This is a genomic window from Mycolicibacterium brisbanense (assembly GCF_001570425.1).
Lineage (GTDB): Bacteria > Actinomycetota > Actinomycetes > Mycobacteriales > Mycobacteriaceae > Mycobacterium > Mycobacterium brisbanense.
The window spans coordinates 330,703-356,111 of the sequence record NZ_BCSX01000024.1 but is presented as its reverse complement, the minus strand read 5'-3'; the positions used below and the strand labels follow the sequence as shown (position 1 = coordinate 356,111).

At 66.3% G+C, this 25,409-nt stretch carries 20 protein-coding genes and 1 pseudogene; 5 read left to right on the top strand and 16 right to left on the bottom strand.

What is annotated here, in order from left to right:
• Window positions 1–4: 4 nt before the first annotated feature.
• The 6 genes and pseudogenes from RMCB_RS14415 to RMCB_RS14390 all read right to left on the bottom strand — a co-directional run bounded on the left by RMCB_RS14415 (window position 5) and on the right by RMCB_RS14390 (window position 6,337).
• Window positions 5–747, bottom strand: a pseudogene (locus tag RMCB_RS14415) (crotonase/enoyl-CoA hydratase family protein).
• Entirely contained in the window at window positions 744–1,457 is a 714-nt protein-coding gene (locus tag RMCB_RS14410) for a PaaX family transcriptional regulator C-terminal domain-containing protein (RefSeq protein WP_062829545.1), read from the bottom strand. The pseudogene RMCB_RS14415 and the gene RMCB_RS14410 overlap by 4 nt, the downstream one beginning before the upstream one ends.
• Before the next feature lie 21 nt (window positions 1,458–1,478).
• The gene (locus RMCB_RS14405) at window positions 1,479–2,399 is read right to left on the bottom strand and encodes a crotonase/enoyl-CoA hydratase family protein (RefSeq protein WP_062829296.1); all 921 of its coding nucleotides are present in this window, start codon (window positions 2,397–2,399) and stop codon (window positions 1,479–1,481) included.
• Window positions 2,400–2,436: 37 nt separating this feature from the next.
• Window positions 2,437–4,059 carry an acyl-CoA dehydrogenase family protein gene (locus RMCB_RS14400; RefSeq protein WP_062829295.1) on the bottom strand — a complete coding sequence of 541 codons (1,623 nt, stop codon included), beginning with the start codon at window positions 4,057–4,059 and terminating at the stop codon, window positions 2,437–2,439.
• 54 nt (window positions 4,060–4,113) lie between these two features.
• The gene (locus tag RMCB_RS14395; protein ID WP_062829294.1) at window positions 4,114–4,947 is read right to left on the bottom strand and encodes an extracellular catalytic domain type 1 short-chain-length polyhydroxyalkanoate depolymerase; all 834 of its coding nucleotides are present in this window, start codon (window positions 4,945–4,947) and stop codon (window positions 4,114–4,116) included.
• A gap of 52 nt (window positions 4,948–4,999) precedes the next feature.
• A complete protein-coding gene (locus RMCB_RS14390) occupies window positions 5,000–6,337 on the bottom strand; it encodes a carboxylesterase family protein (protein ID WP_201028294.1) in 1,338 nt (445 codons plus the stop codon).
• A 136-nt stretch (window positions 6,338–6,473) separates the two neighbouring features.
• Here RMCB_RS14390 and RMCB_RS14385 point away from each other — a divergent pair, with 136 nt between their 5' ends.
• The gene (locus tag RMCB_RS14385; protein WP_062829544.1) at window positions 6,474–7,454 is read left to right on the top strand and encodes an Lrp/AsnC family transcriptional regulator; all 981 of its coding nucleotides are present in this window, start codon (window positions 6,474–6,476) and stop codon (window positions 7,452–7,454) included.
• On the opposite strand, the gene RMCB_RS14380 is transcribed toward RMCB_RS14385, so the two are convergent.
• Complete coding sequence (locus tag RMCB_RS14380) at window positions 7,429–7,878, bottom strand: Lrp/AsnC family transcriptional regulator (protein WP_062829292.1); 450 nt, start codon at window positions 7,876–7,878, stop codon at window positions 7,429–7,431. The two genes, RMCB_RS14385 and RMCB_RS14380, sit on opposite strands and share 26 nt — an antisense overlap.
• Before the next feature lie 157 nt (window positions 7,879–8,035).
• Here RMCB_RS14380 and RMCB_RS14375 point away from each other — a divergent pair, with 157 nt between their 5' ends.
• Both RMCB_RS14375 and RMCB_RS14370 read left to right on the top strand, forming a co-directional pair.
• The gene (locus tag RMCB_RS14375) at window positions 8,036–9,220 is read left to right on the top strand and encodes a trans-sulfuration enzyme family protein (RefSeq protein ID WP_062829291.1); all 1,185 of its coding nucleotides are present in this window, start codon (window positions 8,036–8,038) and stop codon (window positions 9,218–9,220) included.
• 18 nt (window positions 9,221–9,238) lie between these two features.
• Window positions 9,239–10,528 carry an amidohydrolase family protein gene (locus RMCB_RS14370; RefSeq protein WP_062829290.1) on the top strand — a complete coding sequence of 430 codons (1,290 nt, stop codon included), beginning with the start codon at window positions 9,239–9,241 and terminating at the stop codon, window positions 10,526–10,528.
• Here RMCB_RS14370 and RMCB_RS14365 read toward each other — a convergent pair whose 3' ends face one another.
• Window positions 10,529–11,284 (bottom strand): deoxyribonuclease IV, encoded by a 756-nt coding sequence (locus tag RMCB_RS14365; protein WP_029374206.1) that lies wholly within the window; start codon window positions 11,282–11,284, stop codon window positions 10,529–10,531.
• A 78-nt stretch (window positions 11,285–11,362) separates the two neighbouring features.
• Here RMCB_RS14365 and RMCB_RS14360 point away from each other — a divergent pair, with 78 nt between their 5' ends.
• On the top strand, window positions 11,363–11,926 hold the full coding sequence (locus tag RMCB_RS14360) for a CHAP domain-containing protein (RefSeq protein ID WP_029374207.1): 564 nt from the start codon (window positions 11,363–11,365) through the stop codon (window positions 11,924–11,926).
• 64 nt (window positions 11,927–11,990) lie between these two features.
• Here the strand turns inward: RMCB_RS14360 and RMCB_RS14355 are convergent, their stop codons facing one another.
• The 7 genes from RMCB_RS14355 to RMCB_RS14325 form a co-directional block, all read right to left on the bottom strand.
• Entirely contained in the window at window positions 11,991–12,884 is an 894-nt protein-coding gene (locus RMCB_RS14355) for a type IV toxin-antitoxin system AbiEi family antitoxin domain-containing protein (protein ID WP_109784282.1), read from the bottom strand.
• 137 nt (window positions 12,885–13,021) lie between these two features.
• Entirely contained in the window at window positions 13,022–16,975 is a 3,954-nt protein-coding gene (locus tag RMCB_RS14350; RefSeq protein WP_062829288.1) for a DNA-directed RNA polymerase subunit beta', read from the bottom strand.
• Window positions 16,976–17,011: 36 nt separating this feature from the next.
• Entirely contained in the window at window positions 17,012–20,521 is a 3,510-nt protein-coding gene (gene rpoB, locus RMCB_RS14345) for a DNA-directed RNA polymerase subunit beta (protein ID WP_062829287.1), read from the bottom strand.
• A gap of 476 nt (window positions 20,522–20,997) precedes the next feature.
• Window positions 20,998–22,077: an ABC transporter ATP-binding protein gene (locus RMCB_RS14340; RefSeq protein ID WP_029373154.1), complete on the bottom strand. Its 1,080-nt coding sequence runs from the start codon at window positions 22,075–22,077 to the stop codon at window positions 20,998–21,000.
• A 177-nt stretch (window positions 22,078–22,254) separates the two neighbouring features.
• Entirely contained in the window at window positions 22,255–22,641 is a 387-nt protein-coding gene (rplL, locus tag RMCB_RS14335) for a 50S ribosomal protein L7/L12 (protein ID WP_029373155.1), read from the bottom strand.
• 51 nt (window positions 22,642–22,692) lie between these two features.
• Window positions 22,693–23,220 carry a 50S ribosomal protein L10 gene (gene rplJ, locus RMCB_RS14330; RefSeq protein ID WP_029373156.1) on the bottom strand — a complete coding sequence of 176 codons (528 nt, stop codon included), beginning with the start codon at window positions 23,218–23,220 and terminating at the stop codon, window positions 22,693–22,695.
• Window positions 23,221–23,604: 384 nt separating this feature from the next.
• A complete protein-coding gene (locus RMCB_RS14325) occupies window positions 23,605–24,045 on the bottom strand; it encodes an anthrone oxygenase family protein (protein WP_062829286.1) in 441 nt (146 codons plus the stop codon).
• An 81-nt stretch (window positions 24,046–24,126) separates the two neighbouring features.
• Between RMCB_RS14325 and RMCB_RS14320 the strand changes: the two genes are divergently transcribed.
• A complete protein-coding gene (locus RMCB_RS14320) occupies window positions 24,127–24,561 on the top strand; it encodes a winged helix-turn-helix transcriptional regulator (protein WP_072278472.1) in 435 nt (144 codons plus the stop codon).
• Here RMCB_RS14320 and RMCB_RS14315 read toward each other — a convergent pair.
• Window positions 24,462–25,370: an ROK family protein gene (locus tag RMCB_RS14315; protein ID WP_062829284.1), complete on the bottom strand. Its 909-nt coding sequence runs from the start codon at window positions 25,368–25,370 to the stop codon at window positions 24,462–24,464. The genes RMCB_RS14320 and RMCB_RS14315 overlap by 100 nt on opposite strands.
• Window positions 25,371–25,409: the final 39 nt, after the last annotated feature.

The window sequence follows — 25,409 nt, the reverse complement described above, 5'->3', positions numbered from 1 at the left end:
CCACTCAGCTTGCGCTGGCACCGTGGCGGCCCGCACCCGCCGCGAATCGGCCGGCCCCGTGTGCGGCCTCGTGTTTGACCTGCTCGATGCTCTCGAACTCGAATTCCATTGCGGCCTGCTCTGATCGGCCCCACTGGTGCAGCGCCGAGCGCCGGTCGGCCCGCAGGCACTGCTGCGGCAGTGCCGCCAGTTCCGCTGCCAACTCTTCTGCCGCCGTGCGTGCGTCACCTTTCGGAACCACCCTGTTGGCCAGCCCGATCGCGTGGGCCTCGGTAGCGTCGACGGCACGGCCCGTGAGGATGAGGTCCATCGCAGCCGCACGGTGCCCCCGTCGATGAGTGGGACACCCCAGCGTCGGCAGAACACCCCCAGCACCGCGTCCTCCTCGACCACCCGCATGTCGCACCAGAGCGCCAACTCCAGGCCGCCGGCGACCGCGTAGCCACTGATGGCGGCGATCACGGGTTTCGAGAGAACCATCCGGCTCGGCCCCATCGGCCCCGGCCCGGTCGCGCTGAGCGTGTTGGACTGCGGAGTGCCGAAAGCCTTGAGATCGGCACCGGCACAGAATGTTCCACCGTCGCCCCAGAACACGGCGACCGATGCGGAATCGTCGGCGTCGAACTCCTCGAACGCCGCGACGAGTGCGGCCGCGGTCGGACCGTCTACCGCGTTGCGCGCGTGCGGGCGGTGCAGGATGACGGTGGTCACCGCGCCGTTGCGTTCGGTTCGTACGGGTTCGGTCATGTCGCCTCCGTGAGTTCGGTCCGGTCGCGCCGCGCGGCGAGTTCGGCGGCGAATTCGGTGTAGGCCGTGCGTAATTGCGCGCCCGGCCACTCGGCCGGCAGCAGCTCGTCGGGCAACACCGGGTCGGTGAGCAGATGCCGCACGATGCCTGCCGCTGCCACGAAACGGCCCGGAACGTCTGTGGCAGAGGCGATATCGTGCAGCAGCCGGTTGCCGGTCCGCATCCAGCCGGGCAGATCCCACAGCCGTTCGACCAGCTCGTTCGGGGCGTCGTCCCGGGTGTGCAACTGCCGCACCCGTTCGGTGATCTCTTGCGGCAACACCTGGTCGAGGTTGTCGGGCCGCATCCACACGCCTTCGCGGAGCTCGGCGAAGCGGTACTGCTGCAAGGTCGTTCGCAACGCAGCACGGGTACGCGCGTCGGTTCCGACACTGGTGATGACGAGCGTGAGCCATTCGCCGTTGTCCGGACGCAGGCGTGGGTTGATGGCATCGTCCTGGCGGCGCTGCCGGGCCAGCAGGCGGTCGGCCAGCCGATAGCCGTCCTCAGAGCGCACCAGGTCACCGGCCCCGACCATGCGGGTCAACGCCACCCGCAGGGCGGTTTCCTTAATGTCGAAATCCGCTGTCAGCCTGATGAGTTCAGCGGCACTGGCCCAGGCCGGGTGCGCGCCGAGCAGCACGCTCAGCACGACCGACCTGGCCGTCATCCGGTTCAGCGTGGGCACGCGTCACACCCCGGAGGTCCGGCGCCCGTAATCGCCCATGGGTTCGTCTCGGTGCCGGACCGCCTCCCGGAATCCGTGTTCACGGGCATCGGCGACGAACGCGTGCCCTTCGGGGGTGTGCCGGGCGATGCCGTCGAACACGGTGCTGACCATCTGGCTGGTGGCCACGCCTTGCTGCAGCAGCGCGGTGTTACAGGCCAGTTTGGCCATGATGAGTTGATTCACCGGCATTGCCGCGATGCGTTGGACAAGCCGCTCGGTGCGCTCGTCGAGAGCGTCGGGCTCGGGCGCCTCGACGGCGAGCCCCCATTCGGCGGCCTGGGCTCCGGTGATGCAATCGCCGGTGAACAGCAGCCGTTTCGCGCGTTGATCGCCGAGCCGGTGTGCCCACAACCCGGCCGCGGGCACACCCCACACCCGCATCGGCGGATACCCGATCTTGGCATCGGACGCCGCGATCACCTGGTCGGCGTGCAACGCGATATCGGTGCCGCCGGCTACGCAGTAGCCGTGGATCTTGACCACCGTCGGCTTGTCGGCGCGCATCAGGCTGGAAAAGCCCCGCACGAACCGGCTCATCATCTGGTAGTCGATCATCGGATCCCACGGCTGATTGGGCAGGTGGTTGATCGCCTGAGTCTTCCCGTCGAGCACGGTTCCGTTGTGATCGGCTCCGCCGGCCGAGGAGGTGCCGTCGGCGTAGGCGCTCAAATCGAAACCGGCGCAGAACCCTTCACCGCGGCCGGACACCAGGATCACGTGCACCTGGGGGTCCAGGTCTGCGCGCTCCACGCACGCCGCGAGTTCCAGTGGCGTGGCCGCCACGATCGAATTGCCTTTGTCGGGCCGGTTGAACGTGATGCGAGCGACGCGATCGGTGACCTCATAGGTCATGGTGCTGAGGTTGTCGAAGTCGACGCTCATGCCCTCCCCTCCCCTCGCGAGCAGTCGGCGGGCACACTCATCCCTTGACCAGCGCGCGCTCGATGATCGCCGCGAGATCCAGTCCGGTGGGCAGGGTTCCGAAGGCACCGCCCCACTGCCCGCCGAGCCGGCTGGCCAGGAATGCCTCGGCCACGGCCGGGTGACCGTGACGCACCAGCAGCGAGCCCTGCAGAGCGAGGCTGATGTCCTCGGCGACCTTGCGGGCCCGGTATTCGATGTCGTCGAACTCGCCGAGTTCCGCCTTGAGGGCCGCGGCATGTGCATCCAGCCGCGGATCTTGGCCCAGCGCCAGCTCGTCGAACAGTACTTCCACGCATTCGGGACGAGTTGCCATGGCCCGCAACGTGTCCAATGCGCTCACGTTGCCGGAGCCCTCCCAGATGCCCATCAACGGGGCTTCCCGATAGAGCCGCGGCATGCCCGACTCCTCGACATAACCGTTGCCGCCAAGGCATTCCATGGCCTCACCCGCGTGCGGGGTGGCACGCTTGCACACCCAGTACTTCCCGGCGGCCAGTCCGATACGCCGCAGCAGCCCTTCGCGTTCGTCACCGCGCACCGCCTTGTCGGTGGCCCCGGCCATCCGCATGGCCAGCATGGTCGCGGCCTCGGCCTCGACAGCCAGATCGGCGATTACGTTGCGCATCAGCGGCTGGTCGATCAGGTAGGCGCCGAAGGCCTTTCGATGCTGCGCGTGGTGCACTGCACGGCTCAGCCCGGTGCGCATGCTGGTGGCACTCCCCAAGGTGCAGTCCAGCCGGGTCAGGTTGACCATCTCGATGATGGTCTTGACCCCCCGCCCCTCCTCGCCGACCAGCCAGGCCACCGCGCCGTCGTACTCGACCTCGCTGGACGCGTTGGCGTGGTTGCCGAGCTTGTCCTTGAGGCGCTGCAACAACATTCGGTTACGGCTGCCGTCGGGCAGCACCCGCGGCAGGAAGAAACAACTCAAACCGCCGGGGGCTTGCGCCAGCACCAGGAAGATGTCTCCCATCGGCGCCGAGGTGAACCACTTGTGGCCGGTCAGCGAGTATGTGCCGTCACCGTTGGGCACGGCCTGCGTGGTGCCGGCACGGACGTCGGAGCCGCCCTGCTTCTCGGTCATCGACATGCCCGCGGTGATTCCGGCTTTGGTCGACGGCACCGCGAGCGTGGGGTCGTAGACCCGGCTGGTGAGCAGCGGTTCGTAGACCGCGGCCAGCTCCGGGTTGAACCGCAGCGCGGGGACGACGGCATAGGTCATCGAGATCGGGCACATGTGGCCGGGCTCGGCCGTCCAGACGGAGGTCTTGGCGGCACGCACCACATGTGAGCCGGCGCGGTCGTCGGCCCACGGCGCTGCATGCAGGCCGTGTTTGATCGCGGCGGTCATCAGCTCGTGATAGGCGGGGTCATATTCGACCTCGTCGACGCGGTGACCGTAGCGATCGTGGGTGTGCAGGATCGGCTGGTTGCGATCGGCGAGCTCGCCCCACCGCTGCACCTGGGCGGTGCCGTTCAGGGCTCCGACCGCGTTGACCTCGTCGAGTCCCCACTCACCGCCTTCCCGGATGAGGGCCTCGGTCAACACCGGGGACGCGGCGGGGTTGAAATCCTCCAGCGGCGGGACCTGATTGGTGACGACGTGCGTATCGCTCATACCCCCAGTGTTACAGTTTCCCGACAGTTGTTCAAGAGTTGTAACAGCGTGACGTCACCGCGCGTGCGCGGCGAAGAATTGCCACAGTGCCGTCGTCGCGAATGGCGGCCAATCGTGGCCGCCTCCCTCGACGGTGCTCAGCACCACCGCGCGGTTGTCGGGACAGGTCGCGGTCGACGTGGACACGCCGCCGTTCGTCGTGACCGTCGGTGGCCCGCATTGATCGACTTTGCGCCACGACGCGTCGACATCGAGCACCGGCGGTCCATTGATGCGGGCGAAGCCGATACCTTCACCGCCGTCGTAGCGGATCATCGGATCAGCGGTGCCGTGGATGTGCATCACCGATATCGGCCGCGGGTTCGGACAGGACAGCTGGGTCGCGGAGACCGGACCGATGGCCGCGAAAGTGCCGGAGTTGCAGGCCAAGGCGAACGCCATCATGCCGCCGTTGCTCATGCCGGTGGCGTATACGCGTCTCGGGTCGATGCCGATGCCGGCCCGCACATCGGCCACCACCGCATTGATGAAGCCGACGTCGTCGATGTTCTCCTTGGCCGGCTGTCCGCAACATCCGCCGACGTTCCAGGCGCGCGACACCCCGTCGGGATAGGCGACGACAAATTTGGCGCTATCGGCCAAACTGTCCCAGCCGTAGGACCTTTCGGCTTGCGCCGCGCTGCCGAATCCGCCGTGCAGCATCACCACCAGCGCAGCCGACGCAGGTAGGCCCTCCGGCCGGTACAGGCGGTAGATCCGGTCGAGCCCGCCGACATTGATGTGGCGCACCGACTGCCCATCCGGTACGCCTGGTAGCGCCGGGTGGCCCCTGTCGCTTAACGCCGACACCAGCACGACGACCAGCAACCACCCACAGCGCGCGATCATGCCCCCAGGTTAGGTCGGCTGACACCCGACCGCGGCAAACCCGTGTGCGGACTCAACCAAAGTGGCGAATGTGACCCGTCACGTAGGTCGGCCAGCTGTCCACGGCTGCCGTCGTGACGAATTCGGCTATGGCCGTGGTGAACTCGCGGCTCAGGGTATGGTCGGCGTCGGCGACGGCTCCCAGCATCGGGCTCTGGGGATAGGCGTCGAAAGTGCCGAAGAGAAAGGGTAATTCGCAGCAGTGAGTGGCCCCCAACCCGGACGGGTCATCCGGGGGTCGACGATCGAACTGGTAGACGTAGGTCGGGTTGCCGCCGACCGCATGGTGCCGGGCGATCTCGAGTGCGCCACCGCGAAATATCAGGTCGGTCTGTGCCTCGATGAAGACGTGTGCCGGTGATGCCTGCTGGGACGTGATGTCCTTGATGCGGTCGTAGTCGAAGAAAGCCGTCGCTTCGTCGCGTGTGGTACCTATCAGCAGGGCCTTGCCGAGCAGCGCGTCGTCATCGAGCGCTTGACGCCACGACCGGCCGACACCGGCGCCCCCGAGCACCGGATACATCGGTGGCGCGACACTGCCCGGACGGGCCCGTTGCGTCGCGAGATCGCGATAGGCCGCAAGCAATCGGTCAACGGGCAACTCGCGCAGCATCTTTGCCGCATCCGGGCCGTTCGGCGCACCCAGCAGCCCCAGGTACGCCTCGGTGCTTGCGACCGCGTCTTGCTGCGGCTGCGGCTCGAGACCCCAGGGACCGCTCTGGAGAAGCAGTTGACTGACGCGCGGGCGCGTCTGCTCGTCGACGGCCAGCGACATGGCCGAGTACGCGCCCGCAGACTGTCCGCCGACGGTGACCTTGCCCGCGTCGCCACCGAACGCGGCGATGTTGTCCGATACCCAGTCCAACACCGCCCGCTGATCCTGGCAGCCGAGGTTGTCGATCCCCAGCTCGGGCAGATACAGGTAGCCCAACGGGCCTACTCGATAGTTGGCGGTCACCACCACCGTGTCGCCGAGTACGGCCAGCCGGGATCCGTCGTACCAATCCCACCCGCCGGAACCGCTGGTGAAGCCGCCGCCGTGGAACCACACCAGAACCGGCCGCGGCGTCTGCTCAGAAGTCGCCGCAACCGGACAGAACACATTCAGGGTCAGGCACCCGTCTTCATTCCAATCCGCAGCCCGGTGACCCATCACCCGCTCGAGTCGGGAAGGCCCCTGGGGCACCGACGGACCGGCCTGCGCGGCGTCGCGCACTCCGGCCCACCCCGCGTGCCTCCGAGGAGGCGCGAATCGCAGCGCACCGACCGGCGATGCCGCGTAGGGAACACCCCGGAAGCACAGCGCGTCTCCTTCTATCGATCCCTTGATGCTGCCGGTGGCAGTGGCCACGATCTGACCTTGGACGTTTGGCATGGTTGCTGGCTTTCCCGCTCGGAAACCGCTTACAGCCGTTCTAGTTCAGAGCTCACAATCACGCCTAATCAACCATCCTGTATGACGGGAAGACGCCAATACCATGTGAATGATGAAGGAAGTACGCCAAAAGCTCGGTGAGACCGACAGCCGGATAGCCGCCGCGCTGATGGCCTCACCTCGTGCGACGTGGCGCACCATCAGCGACGCCCTCGGGATTCCGGAACGCACAGTGGTGCGCCACGCGTCACCACTTTTCGGCACGCGGACGCTCCGATCCACCGCGGTCCGCAATCCCGCCCGGTTCCCCGACCTCGTTCCGATGGCGCTCCGCATCCGGTGTGAGCCCAAGCGGATCTCGGCGATCGCCGCCACGCTGGCCCGTCGCCCCGACACCATCTGGGTCGACGTACTCGGCGGCGGGGACGAGATCTGTGCCGTGCTGCACATCGACGGACCCGACACGCGCAACAGACTTCTGCTGCGCGACTTGCCTGCTACCAATGCCGTCCAATCGTGGACGTCGCACATGCTGTTGAAGGTGTTCGCCGCCGGCTTCGATTGGAGCGGTGGCCTGCTCTCTGCAACGGAATTGGCCGCGCTGCGGGCTGATACGCCCGCAACCGGTGCAGGCCCCGCCACGTTTCCTGTCGACGACCCACTGATTGTCGCGTTGATCGACGGCGGACGCGCCTCCTACACCGAACTCGCGGACCGCACCGGCATGAGCGTGGCGACCGTTCGGCGGCGTGTCGAACGGTTGCTCGCCGGTCAATTCCTCAGGCTGGCAACCGAACTCGATCTCGCGCAGCTCGGAATCCACACCGAGGCACTGCTATGGATCAATGTCTCCCCCGGAGCTCTCGAAGAGACCGGCGAGCGCCTCAGCCGCCACGCGCAGGTCCGGTTCGCTGCCGCCACCACCGGTCCGTCGAATCTTCTGATTGCCGTCGCGGCGGCCGACCTCACCGGGCTCTACGACTTCCTCAACTCCACGATCGGTGCCGTCGACAGGGTCTCGGCCATCGACATCACCCCGATCCTGTCCAGCGTCAAACGCACCGGCCTCATCCGTTCGGACGCTCGGCCATGAGTGTCTTCATGGTGACGTAACTGGTGACGGCCGCTACGCCCGGCAGACTCGCCAATCGGTTGGCGTGGAAGTCCTCATAGGCGGGCAGGTCGGCGACCTCCACCTGCAGCAGGTAGTCGTAATTGCCGGTGACGTGGTGACTCTGCGCAACCTCGGGCAGTTGTACGACCGCCCGTTCGAACGCCACCACATCCGCGCGGGCGTGCCGGATGAGCCGTACCCCGGCGAACACCCGCAGGCTGCGGCCGAGCGCAGCGGGGTCGATCGTGGCGCGGTAGCCGCGTATCACACCCGCTTCCTCGAGTCGGCGTACGCGCCGCAGACAGGGTGACGGCGACAGACCGACCCGGTCGGCGAGTTCGGCGTTGCTGATCCGGCCATCCTTGTCGAGCACAGCCAATATCGACCGATCCACATCGTCCACATTGGCAGATTATTGCTCTACTGACGCCCTTGTCAGGTCATCTACGCCACTCGACCGCGCTAGTTGCTGCCAAAGTTGCCGAGCGATGACACCTCGCCATCGATCGTTCCGGCACGCTCATGGGGACATGTCTGACGGTCCGCGAGGAGGAGAACCGATGCCGGGTGACAGCACGATCGCCGTTCACAGCGACGACGAAGTCCGTCCGTGCCGCGCCGTGGCCCCGCCGATCTATCAGACCGCGACGTTCAGCGCCGACGACGCGGACCAGTTCGCCACAGCGGCCGTCGAGCCACGCGGACAGGACTTCTACACCCGCTTCGGGAATCCGAATCACGCACAGGTGGCGGCTGTGGTGGCCGAACTCGAACACACCGAAGCCGCCATGGTCACGGCATCCGGAATGGCCGCCCTCACCACGGCCGTGCTGGCCCTGGTGTCCGCGGGCGATCACGTCATCGGACAGACCTCCACCTACGGTGGCACCGGGTCGGTGCTGTTGAACCTGCTGCCTCGGTTCGGCGTGTCGACCACCCAGGTGGATCAGACGGACCGCGATGCTTTCGCGCGGGCGCTCACCCCGCAGACCCGGCTGATCCTGGTGGAATCGCCGAGCAATCCGCTGCTACAGATCACCGATCTGCGCGCCGTCGCCGAGCTGGCCCGTGCGCACGACGTACTTACTTTGGCGGACAACACATTCGCCACTCCTGTGAACCAGCGCCCGACAGACTTCGGCATCGATCTGGTGTGGCACAGCGCCACCAAATACCTCAACGGGCATTCCGATGTGTCGGCCGGGGTGATCGCCGGGTCGGCAGAATTGCTCGACAAGATCTGGGAGGTCTCCACGCTCACCGGAGCCGTGTTGGGTCCGTTCGACGCGTGGCTGCTGCTACGCGGGCTGCGTACCCTGCCGTTGCGGATGCCGCGGCACAACGCCAACGGGCAGGCGCTCGCGGAGGCCCTGAAGGACCATCCAGCCGTTCGCCGCGTGCACTATCCCGGCCTACCGGACCATCCGCAGCATGCCCTGGCCACCGACCAGATGCACGGCTTCGGCGGCGTGCTCGGGATCGAACTCGCCGGCGGATACGAGGCGGCCGACGAGTTCCTCGGCCGGCTCCGCTATGCCCGCCGATCAGCCAGCCTCGGCGGGACGGAAACGCTTGCCGTCCACCCGGTTTCGATGTGGCGCGGAATGCTGAGCGATGAGCAGATCACCCAGTCGGGAGTACCGTTCGGCCTCGTGCGCGTGGCAGCGGGCACCGAGGACACGGCCGATCTGGTTGCCGACGTGCTCGCCGCCGCCGACGCCGTGAAGGCCGCCACCCAGCTCTGAGAAACGAAGGAGAGCACGATGAAAACCCTCCTCACCGGAGGCACGGTCATCAGCATGGATCCGGCCGTCGGGGATTTCGGCCGCGGCGACGTGCTCATCGACGACGGTGTGATCGTCGACGTGGCGGCGCGGATCGATGCTCCGGACGCCGAGGTGATCGACGCGACCGACCGCATCGTCATGCCAGGTCTCGTCGACAACCACCGGCACACGTGGCAGACGGCGCTCCGGGGCGTCGGCGCCGACTGGACCTTCGCCGACTATCTGGCGGCGATCCACGGCACGCTCCGTCCGCAGTACCTGCCGGAGGACGTCTACCTGGGCAACCTGGTCGGCCGGCTGGAGGCACTGCACTGCGGAGTGACCACAATGCTGGATTGGTTCCACTGCGCGCAGGGCCCCGAGCACGCCGACGCCGCCGTCGCCGGGCTGCGCGAGGCACCAGGCCGCTCGATCTTCTGCTACGGCGCCGCCTACGGCACCACCGCCCCGATCGGCGTCGAGATCCGGCGCGTCCGCAACGGCCTTCCCGGGGGCGGCTTGGTCACCATGGCGCTGGGACTGAGAGGCGCCGAGGACACCAGCATTGCCACCGTCGCCGACGAGCTCGCGTTGGCCGAGGAACTCGGCCTGCGTACCAGCGTGCACGTCGCCTCCGACGGAACCACGCGTCCCGTCGCCGACCTCCGCGACCACGGACTGCTGCGCGACACAACAACTTTCGTCCACGCCAACGGCATCAGCGACGACGAGCTCCGGATGCTCGCCGACGCAGGCAGCTCACTGTCCGTCAGCCCCGACGTCGAACTGAAGATGGGGTTCGGCTGGCCGATGACGGGCCGGGCGCTGGCTGCGGGCCTGCGCCCGACGCTGTCGGTCGATGACACCCCGGCAGCCGGCGGTGACATGTTCTCCACCCTGCGCACCGCCTTCGCGGTGCAACGCGGCCTCGACGGCACCCTGCGGGCGAAAGATCTGCTGGAGTTCGTCACCATCGACGCCGCCCGATCGTGCGGGCTGGCAGAGCGCACCGGCAGCCTCACTCCTGGCAAGGACGCCGACGTGGTCCTGCTGCGTGCCGACGACGTGACGGTGTTCCCCGTCTCCGATCCCGCCGCCACGATCGTCACGGCCGGTCACCCCGGTTTGGTCGACACCGTTCTGGTCGCCGGCCGAGTGGTCAAACGCGACGGCGCACTAGTCGATGTCGATCTCGCCACGCTGCGGGCCCGATTGACGGCGTCACGCGACCGGATCGCCGCAGCCGCGGGTGTACCTATCGACGGCACCTGGCGACCGGCAGACTAGTCAGTTCGCGGCGTGCTCACGCAAGAACGCGATGTCGTCCTTGCGGCCTTCATCGGACGTCTCGCAGATCACCGGTGCGTCGGCGGCCTTGACCACCGCGGCCAGCAGTTGCGGATCGATCTGTCCCAGACCGAAATTGGCGTGCCGGTCGGCACCGGAGCCGGCCGCGTCGCGGGAATCGTTGCAGTGCACCAGGTCGATGCGTCCGGTGATGGACTTGATGCGGTCCACCGCGTCGATCAGCGCCTCACCCGCGGCCCACGCGTGGCAGGTGTCCAGGCAGAAGCCGATCCCCTTGTCGCCGATGTGATCCCACAACCGGGCGATGGTGTCGAAGTGTCGCGCCATGGCGTGATCGCCGCCCGCGGTGTTCTCCAGGTAGACCGGGACGTCGGTCTTGAGGCTGTCGAGCGCCTTGACCCACCGCTCGAAGCCGGCCTCCATGTCGTTGTCGTCGGCGTGACCGCCGTGCACGATCACCGCGGTGGCACCGATCTCGGCGGCTGCGTCGCACGTGTCCTGCAGGATCTTGCGGGACGGGATGCGCACCCGGTTGTTCGCGGAAGCGACGTTGATCAGGTACGGCGCGTGCACATACAGGGGCACGCTCGACGCCTTGAGTACGTCGGCATCTTCGCGCGGCTTGGGTTTCTTCCAGCTCTGCGGGTTGCCGAGGAAGAACTGCACCACGTCGGCGCCGTCGGCTTCCGCCGCGGCCAGCGGGTCGGTGTTGTCTACATGCGAACCGATGAGCACGTGCCCAAGTTTAGGCCGCGGCTCTGACACCGAAATTGCCGCGCCGTGACCCGGCAGAGGTCACTTAATCTGGCAAACATGCACAGACGCGCATGGCGCATCCTGTTGGTGGCGGCTGCCCTGGTGATGGTCGCCGTCGCGGCATTGGCCGGGTACCGCGGCTATCGCGAGCACATCGCCCGGCCCGACTTTCCCGACGTCGACACCTCGCAGCTGAGCCCGGGCCGCGCCGCTGTCGTGCACGTCTTGGCCCAGGAGTACGCGGCGCAAGCAGGCATGTCCAAGTACTCCGAGGGCAACGACGAGCCATGGTGTGCGGATTTCACCAGCTGGGTGATGCGCGAATCCGGCAAGCCCTTCTCCAACCCCAACTCCGGGCACTGGCGCATCCCCGGCGTCTTAACGCTCACCGACTACCTGCAGGCCCAGGGACGGTGGGAACCGCCGGATTACTCACCGCAGCCCGGCGACATGGTGCTCTACGACAGCCCGAGCCCGAAAGGCCAGCACGTCAACATCGTGTTGATCAACGACAACGGCACGCTCACCACAGTCGGCGGCAACGAAGGCCGCAACATCGCCCTGTCGACCTACAAGATCTCCGACGATCCGGGCATTCGTGGCTTCGGCCGCTACGAATAACTCTCCCCGCGAGCAGACGTGTACACCCCCAATTTGCAAGCCTTTTGGGGGTGTACACGTCTGCTCAGCCGGCCAGTGCGGAGGCACGTTCGAGGTGCCGGTAGATCCTCGCGGTCAACTCGTCAGGATGACGGCGTACGTCATCGACCACCAGCGGCACCGTCGTCCATCCGCACTCCTGCAACCGGGCGGTCTTGATGCGATCATGCTTGAGGGCCTCTGTGCTGGCATGCCATTCCATGCTGTCGTACTCGGCCACCAAACCGGCCTCGGGCCAAGCGAAATCGACGCGCCACCGTTTCCCGTGCCGATCGATGATCTCGTACTGCAGTTCCGGCAAGGGCAACCCGCCGTCGATGAACACCAACCTCGCTTCGCTCTCCATCGGCGACTCGGCACGGCCATCGGCATACTCGATGAGCTCACGGACCTTCACGATGCCGCGACGGCCTTTCTGCTCATCGATCGCCACCCTCAGCTCCGCTGCCGTGACCGATCGCGTGAACAGCGCAGCGTCGAGCACCGCCAGCGCGCGCGGCCGTCGCAGCGTGCGCGCGATCCCGACTGCGGTCCAGGCCGGCGCCGTCACCAAGCGACCGTCAATCTTCTTCAGCGGTGCGCCAATTCGCTGATGCACCATCAGATCCGGCGCCGGTCGCATGCGGATGCCGGGGTCGAGGATGTGCAGCCGGTCATCGGCCTCCGTGGCGAAGCCGTACAGTCGCGCCGCAGTATGCATGCACGCCACGATCCGCCGGCCCGACACCAGATCCAGAGCGGCCAACCGCGCGGACACGTCAGGCGGCGTCAGCGCATAAACACCTCGGCGAACCCGGATGAGTCGACCCGCACGTACGGCGACCTCCAGTCCCTTGGGAGATAGAACGGCGAGTAATTGCCGCGTAGTAGCGACACCGCCATTCGCGGTGAACATCTCCCGTACTGCGTCAGACGGCATGCCCTGAATGCTCGTGCCTCGGCGTGCCGGAAGGAACCCCACATTCAGAAGCTGTGGACAACTCTGCCGACAAGACGCGAAAACCCCCAAAACCCGGAGGTTTTGGGGGTTTTCGCGACTGCTCGCGCAGTTAGGTGTTAGCGGTAGTCGCTGTAACCGTAGTCGTCCAGCGGCACCGCAGCACCGGTCGCCTGGCCGAAGTCCGGGCTGTAGTACTGATCCTCGTAGGACGGGATCGTGTACGCCGCAGCGCGGGCCTCTTCGGTGGGCTGCACCTGGATGTTGCGGTAACGGTTGATACCGGTACCGGCCGGGATCAGCTTGCCGATGATCACGTTTTCCTTCAGACCCTGCAGCTTGTCGCTGCGGCAGTTGATCGCCGCATCGGTGAGCACGCGAGTGGTCTCCTGGAACGACGCCGCCGACAGCCACGAATCGGTGGCCAGCGACGCCTTGGTGATACCCATCAGCACCGGACGTCCGGCTGCGGGCTCGCCACCCTCGGCCACGACGCGACGGTTCTCGGTCTCGAACTCGGCACGCTCGGTGAGCGAGCCGGGCAGGAACTCCGTCGAACCCGAGTCGATGATCGTGACGCGACGCAGCATCTGCCGGACGATGACCTCGATGTGCTTGTCGTGGATCGACACGCCCTGGGCCCGGTAGACCTCCTGGACCTCCTTGACGAGGTGGATCTGCACCTCGCGGGGGCCCTGGACACGCAGCACCTCGTGCGGATCCGCGGAGCCTTCCATCAGCTGGTCGCCGACCTCGACGTGGTCGCCGTCGGAGAGCACGCCCTCCGAGCCGTCCTCGTGGGTGATGACCCGCAGGCGCTGACGCTTGGTGAGCTTGTCGTAGACAACTTCCTCGCCGCCATCGTCGGGGACGATGGTGATCTTGAAGAACTTGTCGCTCTCCTCGAGCCGCACGCGGCCCGCGACGTCGGCGATGGGCGCCTTGTTCCGCGGGATGCGAGCTTCGAACAGCTCCTGCACGCGGGGCAGACCACCGACGATGTCGGCGCCACCGGTAACACCACCCTGGTGGAAGGTACGCATGGTCAGCTGCGTGCCGGGCTCACCGATGGACTGGGCGGCGACGATGCCGACGGCCTCGCCGATGTCGACCAGCTTGCCGGTGGCCATCGAACGGCCGTAGCACTTCGCGCACACGCCGGCAGCCGACGCGCAGGTCAGCACCGAACGCACCTTCACCTGCGAGATACCCGCAGCCAGCAGCGCGTCGATCGCGGGATCACCGAGATCGTGACCACGCTCGATGATCACCTTGCCGTTGGCATCGACCGCGTCGGTCGCCAGGGTCCGGGCGAACGCCGAGGTTTCGACGTGCGCATCGCGGATCAGCGAACCGTCGTGCCCACGCTCGGCCAGCGTGACGATGATGCCGCGCTCGGTCTCGCAGTCGGTCTCGCGAACGATGACGTCCTGCGACACGTCGACCAGACGACGGGTCAGGTAACCCGAGTCGGCGGTACGAAGAGCGGTGTCCGCCAGACCCTTACGGGCGCCGTGGGTGTTGATGAAGTACTCCAGCACCGTCAGGCCCTCGCGGAACGAGGACTTGATGGGGCGCGGGATGAACTCACCCTTCGGGTTGGTCACCAGACCCTTCATGCCGGCCAGGGTGCGGGTCTGGGTGAGGTTACCCGTGGCGCCGGACTTCACGATCGTGATGATCGGGTTGTCCGCCGGGTAGTACTCCTCCATCGCCTTACCGACCTCTTCGGTGGCGTCCTGCCAGATCTTGACCAGCGACTCGTTGCGCTCGGTGTGGTTGAGCGCGCCACGCTGGTACTTCTTCTCGATCGCCTCGGCCTCGGCCTCGTGGCGCTCCAGGATCTCCTGCTTCTGCGGCGGCACCAGAACGTCGGCCATCGAGACCGTGACACCCGAGCGGGTGGCCCAGTGGAAGCCGGCGTCCTTGAGCTTGTCGACGGTCTGCGCCACCACGATCATCGGGTAACGCTCGGCCAGATCGTTGATGATCCGGGCCTGGACCTTCTTGTGCATCTGCTCGTTGACGAACGGGTAGCCCTTGGGCAGCAGCTCGTTGAAGAGCACCCGGCCCAGCGTGGTTTCGGCAACCCACGCGTCGCCCGGCTTCCAGCCGTTCTCGAACAGGCGGGCCTCGACGTCGGCAGGCGGCCGCAGATCGGTGAGCCGCACCTTGATGCGAGCGCGCACCGACAGTGCTCCGCGGTCGAGCGCCATGATGGCCTCGGCCGGGCTGCTGTACACGCCGGTCTCCGGGGTATCCGTACCGGCCGGGGTGTACTCGCCGGTGTCACCGGCGACCTCGGTGGTCAGGAAGTACAGCCCGGTCACCATGTCCAGACGCGGCATGGCCAGCGGCTTGCCCGACGCAGGCGACAGGATGTTGTTCGAGGACAGCATCAGGATGCGGGCCTCGGCCTGGGCCTCTGCCGACAGCGGCAGGTGCACGGCCATCTGGTCACCGTCGAAGTCGGCGTTGAACGCCTCACACACCAGCGGGTGCAGCTGGATGGCCTTGCCTTCCACCAGCTGCGGCTCGAAGGCCTGGATACCCAGGCGGTGCAGCGTAGGTGCACGGTTCAGCAGCACGGGGTGCTCGGCGATGACCTCTTCGAGGACGTCCCACACCTGCGGCCGCTGACGCTCGACCATGCGCTTGGCGCTCTTGATGTTCTGCGCGTGGTTCAGGTCGACCAGACGCTTCATCACGAACGGCTTGAACAGCTCGAGTGCCATCAGCTTGGGCAGACCGCACTGGTGCAGCTTGAGCTGCGGGCCGACGACGATGACCGAACGGCCCGAGTAGTCGACACGCTTACCGAGCAGGTTCTGACGGAACCGGCCCTGCTTGCCCTTGAGCAGATCGGACAGCGACTTGAGCGGACGGTTGCCCGGACCGGTGACCGGCCGGCCACGACGGCCGTTGTCGAACAGCGCGTCCACCGACTCCTGAAGCATGCGCTTCTCGTTGTTGACGATGATCTCGGGCGCGCCGAGGTCGATCAGTCGCTTGAGCCGGTTGTTGCGGTTGATGACGCGGCGGTACAGGTCGTTCAGGTCGGAGGTCGCGAACCGGCCACCATCGAGCTGAACCATCGGGCGCAGTTCCGGCGGGATCACCGGGACGGCGTCGAGGACCATGCCCATGGGCGAGTTGCCCGACTGCTGGAAGGCCGCGACGACCTTCAGACGCTTGAGCGCGCGCAGCTTCTTCTGGCCCTTGCCGTTCTTGATGGTGTCGCGCAGCGACTCCGCCTCGGCGTCGATGTCGAAGTTCTCGATGAGCTTCTTGATCGACTCGGCACCCATGGCGCCGGTGAAGTACTCGCCGTAGCGGTCCTGCAGCTCGCGGTAGAGCACCTCGTCGACGATGAGCTGCTTGGGAGCCAGCTTGGTGAAGGTGCTCCAGATCTCGTCGAGCCGGTCCAGCTCACGCTGGGCCCGGTCGCGGAGCTGACGCATCTCACGCTCGCCGCCGTCGCGCACCTTGCGGCGCACGTCGGACTTGGCACCCTCGGCCTCGAGCTCGGCCATGTCGGCCTCGAGCTTCTGGGCCCGGGCCTCCAGGTCGGCATCGCGCTGATCCTCCACGGCCTTGCGCTCGACGGCCATCTCGGCCTCGAGCGTCGACAGCTCGTTGTGCCGCATCTCGTCATCGACGGAGGTGATCACGTAGGCCGCGAAGTAGATGATCTTTTCCAGATCCTTCGGGGCCAGGTCCAGCAGGTAGCCCAAGCGCGACGGGACGCCCTTGAAGTACCAGATGTGGGTGACGGGGGCGGCCAGTTCGATGTGGCCCATCCGCTCACGGCGCACCTTGGCGCGAGTGACCTCGACGCCACAGCGCTCACAGATGATGCCCTTGAAGCGGACGCGCTTGTACTTACCGCAGTAGCACTCCCAGTCGCGAGTCGGTCCGAAGATCTTCTCGCAGAACAGGCCGTCCTTTTCCGGCTTGAGCGTGCGGTAGTTGATGGTCTCCGGCTTCTTGACCTCGCCGAAGGACCAGTTACGGATGTCGTCCGCGGTGGCGAGGCCGATGCGGAGTTCATCGAAGAAGTTGACGTCTAGCACGTAACTCCCTTTCCCCTTTCGGGACTAGAAAACAACTCAGGCGAGATCTTCGACAGAGGCGGACTCGTTGCGCGACAGGTTGATGCCGAGGTTGGCAGCGGCACGCTCCAGGTCCTCGTCGTCACCGTCACGCATCTCGATCGCCGCGCCGTCGCTGGAGAGCACCTCAACGTTGAGGCACAGCGACTGCAGCTCCTTGAGAAGCACCTTGAACGACTCGGGGATGCCGGGTTCAGGGATGTTCTCGCCCTTGACGATGGCCTCGTAGACCTTCACGCGGCCGACCGTGTCGTCGGACTTGATCGTCAGCAGCTCCTGCAGGGTGTACGCAGCGCCGTAGGCCTGCATGGCCCAGCACTCCATCTCACCGAAGCGCTGGCCACCGAACTGCGCCTTACCACCGAGCGGCTGCTGGGTGATCATCGAGTACGGGCCAGTGGAGCGGGCGTGGATCTTGTCGTCCACCAGGTGGTGCAGCTTCAGGATGTACATGTAGCCGACCGTCACCGGGTACGGGAACGGTTCGCCGGAACGCCCGTCGAACAGCGTCGCCTTGCCGTCGGCGTCGACCATGACCTCGCCGTCGCGGTTCGGCAGCGTCGACCCGAGCAGGCCCTGCAGCTCACCTTCCTGCGCACCGTCGAACACCGGGGTGGAGACGATGCTGTCGCGCGGCGCGCTGTACAGATCCTCGGGCAGCTTGGCCGCCCACTCCGGAGTACCCGCGGCCACATCGATGTTCCAGCCGGCCTTGGCGACCCACCCGAGGTGGGTTTCCAGGATCTGGCCGATGTTCATACGACGCGGCACACCGTGGGTGTTCAGGATGATGTCCACCGGGGTGCCATCGGGCAGGAACGGCATGTCCTCGACCGGCAGGATCTTGCCGATGACGCCCTTGTTGCCGTGGCGTCCGGCGAGCTTGTCGCCGTCGGAGATCTTGCGCTTCTGGGCCACGTACACGCGGACCAGCTCGTTGACGCCGGCGGGCAGCTCGTCGTCGTCCTCGCGCGAGAACACGCGGATGCCGATGACCTTGCCGGACTCACCGTGCGGCACCTTCAGCGACGTGTCACGAACCTCGCGGGCCTTCTCACCGAAGATGGCACGCAGCAGGCGCTCTTCCGGGGTCAGCTCGGTCTCACCCTTCGGGGTGACCTTGCCGACCAGGATGTCGCCGTCGCGGACCTCGGCGCCGATGCGGACGATGCCGCGCTCGTCGAGATCGGCCAGCACCTCATCGGAGACGTTCGGGATGTCCCGGGTGATCTCCTCGGCGCCCAGCTTGGTGTCGCGGGCATCGATCTCGTGCTCTTCGATGTGAATCGAGGTGAGCACGTCCTCTTCCACCAGGCGGTTGGAGAGGATGATCGCGTCCTCGTAGTTGTGGCCTTCCCACGGCATGATCGCCACGAGCAGGTTCTTGCCCAGCGCCATCTCACCGTTCTCGGTGCACGGCCCGTCGGCGATGACCTGACCGGCCTCGACACGCTGCCCGGCGTCCACGATCGGGCGCTGGTTGGCGCACGTGCCGTGGTTCGAGCGGGCGAACTTGCGCATCCGGTAGGTGTGCCGGGTGCCGTCGTCGGCCATCACGGTGACGTAGTCGGCGGACACTTCCTCGACCACACCGGACTTGGCCGTGACCACCACGTCACCGGCGTCGATCGCGGCACGGAGCTCCATACCGGTACCGACCAGCGGGGCCTCGCTGCGCACCAGCGGAACCGCCTGGCGCTGCATGTTGGCACCCATCAGGGCGCGGTTGGCGTCGTCGTGCTCGAGGAACGGGATCATCGCGGTCGCGACCGACACCATCTGGCGCGGCGAGACATCCATGTAGTCGACCTGGTCGGCCGCCACGAACTCGACCTCGCCGCCCTTCTTGCGGACCATGACGCGGTCCTCGCTGAAGCGACCATCGGCGTCGGTCGGCGAGTTGGCCTGCGCCACGACGTGGCGGTCCTCCTCGTCGGCAGTCAGGTAGTCGATTTGGTCGGTGACGACACCGTCGACGACCTTGCGGTACGGGGTCTCGATGAAGCCGAACGGGTTCACCCGCGCGTACACCGACAGCGAGCCGATCAGACCGATGTTCGGGCCTTCAGGGGTCTCGATCGGGCACATGCGGCCGTAGTGCGACGAGTGCACGTCGCGGACCTCGAGGCCGGCGCGCTCACGGGACAGACCACCGGGGCCCAGCGCCGACAGACGACGCTTGTGGGTCAGACCCGACAGCGGGTTGTTCTGGTCCATGAACTGCGACAGCTGGCTGGTGCCGAAGAACTCCTTGATCGCCGCCACGACGGGACGGATGTTGATCAGGGTCTGCGGCGTGATCGCCTCGACATCCTGGGTGGTCATCCGCTCGCGGACGACGCGCTCCATACGCGACAGGCCGACCCGGATCTGGTTCTGGATCAGCTCGCCGACGGTACGCAGACGACGGTTACCGAAGTGGTCGATGTCGTCGACCTCGACGGGAACCTCGACGCCGCCGGGGACGGTCATCGTGGTCTGGCCCTCGTGCAGGCGCACGAGGTACTCGATGGTGGCGACGACGTCCTCTTCGGTCAGCGTCGACGACGTGATCGGCTGGCCGGCGTTGAGCCCCAGCTTCTTGTTGACCTTGTAGCGGCCGACGCGGGCCAGGTCGTAGCGCTTCTCCTTGAAGAACAGGTTCTCCAGCAGGGTCTGCGCGGACTCCTTGGTCGGCGGCTCGCCCGGGCGCAGCTTGCGGTAGATGTCCAGCAGCGCCTCGTCGGTGCCTGCGGTGCTGTCCTTCTCCAGCGTGCCCATCATGATCTCGGAGAAGCCGAAGCGCTCGGTGATCTGCTCGCTGGTCCAGCCCAGCGCCTTGAGCAGCACGGTGACCGGCTGACGGCGCTTGCGGTCGATACGCACGCCGACGGTGTCGCGCTTGTCGACGTCGAACTCCAGCCACGCGCCGCGGCCCGGGATGACCTTGACGCTGTGCAGGGTCTTCTCGGTCGACTTGTCGATGCTCTCGTCGAAGTACACGCCCGGCGAACGGACCAGCTGGCTCACCACGACACGCTCGGTGCCGTTGATGATGAAGGTGCCCTTCTCGGTCATCATCGGGAAGTCACCCATGAAGACCGTCTGGCTCTTGATCTCACCGGTGTTGTTGTTGATGAACTCGGCCGTGACGAACAGCGGGGCCGCGTACGTCATGTCCTTGTCTTTGCACTCGTCGACCGGAGCCTTGACCTCGTCGAAACGCGGGTCGGAGAAGCTCAGCGACATCGAGCCGGAGAAATCCTCGATCGGCGAGAGCTCGGCGAGAACCTCTTCGAGGCCGCCGACGGGGTTTTCTTCGCCGCGGTCGACGGCGTTCTGACGCCACCGGTCGGAGCCGACCAGCCACTCGAAAGAATCGGTCTGAACGTCGAGAAGCCCCGGAACCTCAAGCGGCTCGCGGAGCTTGGCAAATGAAACTCTGTTCGGTGCTCCTGGGACGGAGTTATTGGTGTTAGCGTTCGCTGTGCTCTGGCTAGAGACTGCCAAGATGCATCCTTCCAGCACCTCATGCGACGATTCGGATGCCGGAATGAACCGGTCCTGCTGTCGCTCTGTTCTGCGTCGGTTCGGCTGGCTTCTCCTGCTTCAGCCCCGTCCAAAATTCCCGGACGCAACGCACGCGACTAGGTGCTGAGCAATGCTCAGGCTAGGACCACGATGTCAGGTACAGGTGAGGTGGGCAGGATGCAGCCAGCGCAACGTCCAACGATAGCGCAGAACGGCGCATTCCTCAACCACCACAAATCCATGCCATGAGATGGGTCACTTGGCGCTGGCTGGCGTCCTGTACCCGTTCACACATGCTGCCCAACAGATTGGCCCGTTTGGGCTCGTCCGTCAAGAGTCCACACGCTTCTTGAGCCGGGAAACTTGTCGGGATATCTCACTTCCGGTCGATCAGCCGGGCAAGCACAGGCCCTCCGGAATGCAGCAAATCCGGCGTGCCTGCGCGGGCCCGCCGGATTTGATGGTGCAGCGACTCAGTGCTGGCTGGGCACCTCGATGACGCCGGTCGGGTCGTCTTCGCCCGAACGCTGATGACGCGCTGTCGGCTCGTCGTACTCGTGGACGGGGAACTTGTGGGTGCCTTCCAGGTCGTCGAGGATCGCGGCCTGGGCGGCAGGCGGCAGGGTGTGCAGGATCTCGCGCACGCGGGCCTGGCGACGCGCCACGGCCTTGCGCTCGGGCATGCCCGGGGTCGCCATGAGCTGCGGCGGCACGCCCTCGATCTCTTCGACGCCACCGTCGTGCTGACCCAGGTCCAACATGGCCTGCTCGGCAGCCGCGGTCGCCTCGTCCTTCTCCTCGGACATACCGATCGGCCCGATCCGGCGGCCGTTGAGGAACTGCTTGACCACCGGCTCCTCGCTGGTCAGCAGCACCTCACGCGGGCCGAACATGACCAGATGCTTGCGGAACAACATGCCCATGTTGTCGGGCACGGTACGGGCGATGTTGATGTTGTGCGTCACGATCAGGATCGTGGCGTCGATCTGGGCGTTGATGTCGATCAGCAGCTGCGACAGGTAGGCGGTACGGACCGGGTCCAGACCCGAGTCCGGCTCGTCACACAGGATGATCTTGGGGTCGAGCACCAGCGCGCGGGCCAGGCCGGCACGCTTGCGCATACCGCCGGAGATCTCACCGGGGAACTTGTGCCCGTCGTTGGGCATACCCACCAGTTCGAGCTTCTCCATCACGATGTTGCGGATTTCGCTCTCGGACTTCTTGGTGTGCTCGCGCAGCGGGAAGGCCGTGTTGTCGTAGATGTTCATCGAGCCGAACAGCGCGCCATCCTGGAACAGCACGCCGAACAGCGTGCGGATCTCGTAGAGCTCCTTGGCCGAGCACTGGATGATGTCGGTGCCGTCGATGACGATCGAGCCACGCTCAGGGCGCAACAGCCCGATCAGAGACTTCAGGAAGACAGACTTACCGGTACCCGACGGGCCCAGCAGCACGCTGACCTCGCCGGCCGGGATGCTCATCGTCACGTCTTCCCAGATCTTCGACGATCCAAATGACTTGCTGAGCCCGGTTACGTCGATTTGGACGCCCATCAAAGATCCTTCCGCCTACGCCTGACCGCGCCACGGACTGCGGCCTGTGGCTTGAGTCACCATAACCTACGCACTACCACCGCCACACGGTTGTGTCTATTGAAATCGCACACACATGCCAGAACAGCAAAGATCCCCGGATCCCATGGGATCCGGGGATCTTTGACAAGCAGCGAACTACTTGACGGTGACCGAAGCGCCGGCAGCCTCGAGCTTGGCCTTGGCGTCGTCGGCGGCCTCCTTGGTGACCTTCTCCAGCAGCGGCTTGGGAGCGGAGTCGACCAGATCCTTGGCTTCCTTCAGGCCCAGGCCGGAGACGATCTCGCGGACGACCTTGATGACGCCGATCTTCTTCTCGCCGGCACCCTCGAGGATGACGTCGAACTCGGTCTGCTCCTCGGCGGCCTCGGCGGCGGCCGGGGCGGCACCGGCGGCCGCGACGGCGACCGGAGCGGCGGCGGTGACGTCGAAGGTCTCCTCGAACTGCTTGACGAACTCAGAGAGCTCCAGCAGCGTCATTTCCTTGAAAGCGTCGAGCAGTTCTTCGGTGGACAGCTTGGCCATGTTGATGGTCCTTCCTTATTTCTTACGGATGTATGGGGAAAGCGGTGGTCTCTACGCGGCGTCTTCTGATGCCTTCTTCTCCTGCAGCGCGGCAGCGAGCCGTGCGACCTGAGAAGCGGGGGCGACGAACAGTGCCGCGGCCTGCGATTGCTTCGCCTTGAGTGCGCCGGCGAGCTTGGACAGCAACACCTCGCGCGACTCCAGGTCGGCGATCCGCTCGACCTCGGAGATCGAGAGCGGACGGCCGTCCATGTAGCCGCCCTTGATGACGAGCGCCTTGTGATCCTTGGCGAACTTCTTGATCGCCTTGGCGGCGTCGACGGGCTCGCCCTGGACGAACGCGATCGCCGTGGGACCGGCGAACAGATCGTCGAGGCCTTCAATGCCGGCTTCCGAGGCGGCCCGCTTCACCAGGGTGTTCTTGGCGACGGTGTACGTGGCCGAGTCGCCGAGTGAACGACGGAGTTCAGCCAGGTTTGCCACGGTGAGCCCGCGGTACTCAGTGACGACGGTGGCCGTCGCCCCCTTGAACTGCTCGGCAATGTCGGCAACCGCCGTGGCCTTGTCAGCCTTGGCCATGCATGCCTCCTTGTGGTGGGTATCGGTTGCTCCACCAGGGCCGCCGGCCTCGAACACTCTTGAAGGGCCATGAAATGACGAACGCCCCGACGCAGACAGGTCGGGGCGTGGAAAATACGCGGGCGTTCACCCGCACATCGAACTAGCCTCGTCCTCCTGCGTGGGCCGCTGGGTTACCCCAGGCCTTCAACCGATTACTCGGTGACCGACGGTCTTCGGTGGAACCCGACCAGAGTAGCCGAACACCCGCCCGACTTCCTAATTCGCGCCTCACGTTGCCCCGCGACCGTGCGCCCCGCGTTGCCCCACGTTGCACCGCGACCGTGCGTGTCTGCTGCCCGCCACGCCGCACGCCACCGACACTCTGCGCACGCTCGCGGCCGCTCAGCGTGCGCCGGCGACCACGAGCAACGCGAACCCCACAGCCAACAGGGCCACCCGCAGCCAGTGCAACCGGTCCCATCGATGCGCCAGTTCCCGGACGGGCACATCCTCGGGACCACCACCCACCGACGCGGTGACGCGATTGTTGATGGGCACCAGCGTGGTGACCGTCAGGGCAATGGTCACACCCATCACCGCGACCGCCGCAATCGCCAGCGGCGAGCGTCCCAGCCACCACACACCGACCAACAGGGCCGCCGCGCCGAAGTACCAGAACGGCATGACGGTGCCGAGGATCCGGCCGCCGGTGGCGCGGGCCTGTCGATAGGCGTCGTCGGGCAAGCGCTCCACGATCGGATTGGTGAATGCCGCGACCCCGAACTCGACGCCGACGAGAGTTCCCATGACGAGTACCGCCACGATCTGCACGATCATTTCCATAGCCTCGACCCTGGTCACTATGCTGACAAAAAACAAGGTACTGACAAATTAGTCAGCACAGCGTGACGAGGAGGCGCAACCGTGGCGGTCTCGAAGAAGGAAATCGGCGAATGCCCGATCGACGCCACCCTCTCCGTGATCGACGGCCGCTGGAAGGGCACCATCCTGTGGCGGTTGTTCGACGGGCCGATGCGCACGGCCGAACTTCGCCGCAGCATCCCCGAGATCACCGAGCGCATGCTGATCCGGCATCTGCACGACCTCGTCGATGCCGGGATCATCGATCGCCACGACGCGGGCACCGTGCCACCGTGCGTGCACTATTCGATCTCCGAGTACGGCATGACGCTGGGACCGGTGCTGCAGGTCCTGTGCGACTGGGGACGCACCCACATGCAGCGCCAGATGAAGAAGCCTCAGGGCCGCAGGAGGGCGGCCGCACCGACCAGCCCGGCGTCGCCGCCCAGTTCGGCGGGCACGACGCGCAACGTGCGCAGAAACGTCAGCCCGGCATAACCCGCAAGCGCGTCCCGGATGGGCGTGAACAGCAGGTCTCCGGACTTGGCCACCCCGCCGCCGATCACGACGAGGTCCAGGTCGCACACCGCTCCCACCGACGCGATCATGGCCGCAATGGCGGCGGCCCCTCGTCGAAAAGCCTTGATTGCCAACGGGTCACCCGACTCGGCCGCCGCGGCCAGCGCCTTGGCGTCGGCACCCTCCGGCGCAGCCCACCCCTGTGCGCGCGCCCACTGCACCAGGTGCGGGCCGGAGGCGATGGTCTCCACGCAGCCTCGCCCGCCGCAGGTACACGGCGCCCCGTCGTCCGGCGCGACGATCACGTGCCCGACGTGCCCGGCATTGCCGGTGCGACCGGCGTACGGTGCGCCGTCGAACACCAGGCCGCCGCCGATCCCAGTCGACACCACCATGCCAAGCATGTACCGCGCGCCCCGACCGGCACCCCGCCAGTGCTCTCCCAACGCCAGGCACAACCCGTCGCCCCCGAGTCGCACCGGCAACCGCGATACCGACTCGACGCGTTCGACGATCGGAAAGCGTTGCCACTCAGTGATATTGATGGGGCTGACGGTGCCACTCGGCAGGTCCACCGGCCCAGCCGATCCGATGCCGACGCCGCGCACCGCCCCCTCGGCCAAGCGCAATGTGTCCACGAGCAATTTCTCGACGGCGGCCCAGATGGCCTCGGCGTCCCCGTGCGGGGTCGGCGCAGTGGCGTGGTGCACCAAGGCGCCGCGGGAGTCGACAAGGCCTGCGGCCACCTTCGTCCCACCGATGTCCAGGGCCAGGGTGAGTGCGCTCATCAGTGCAATCTCTTCTTCGCGCAAGCGCTCATCAGTGTT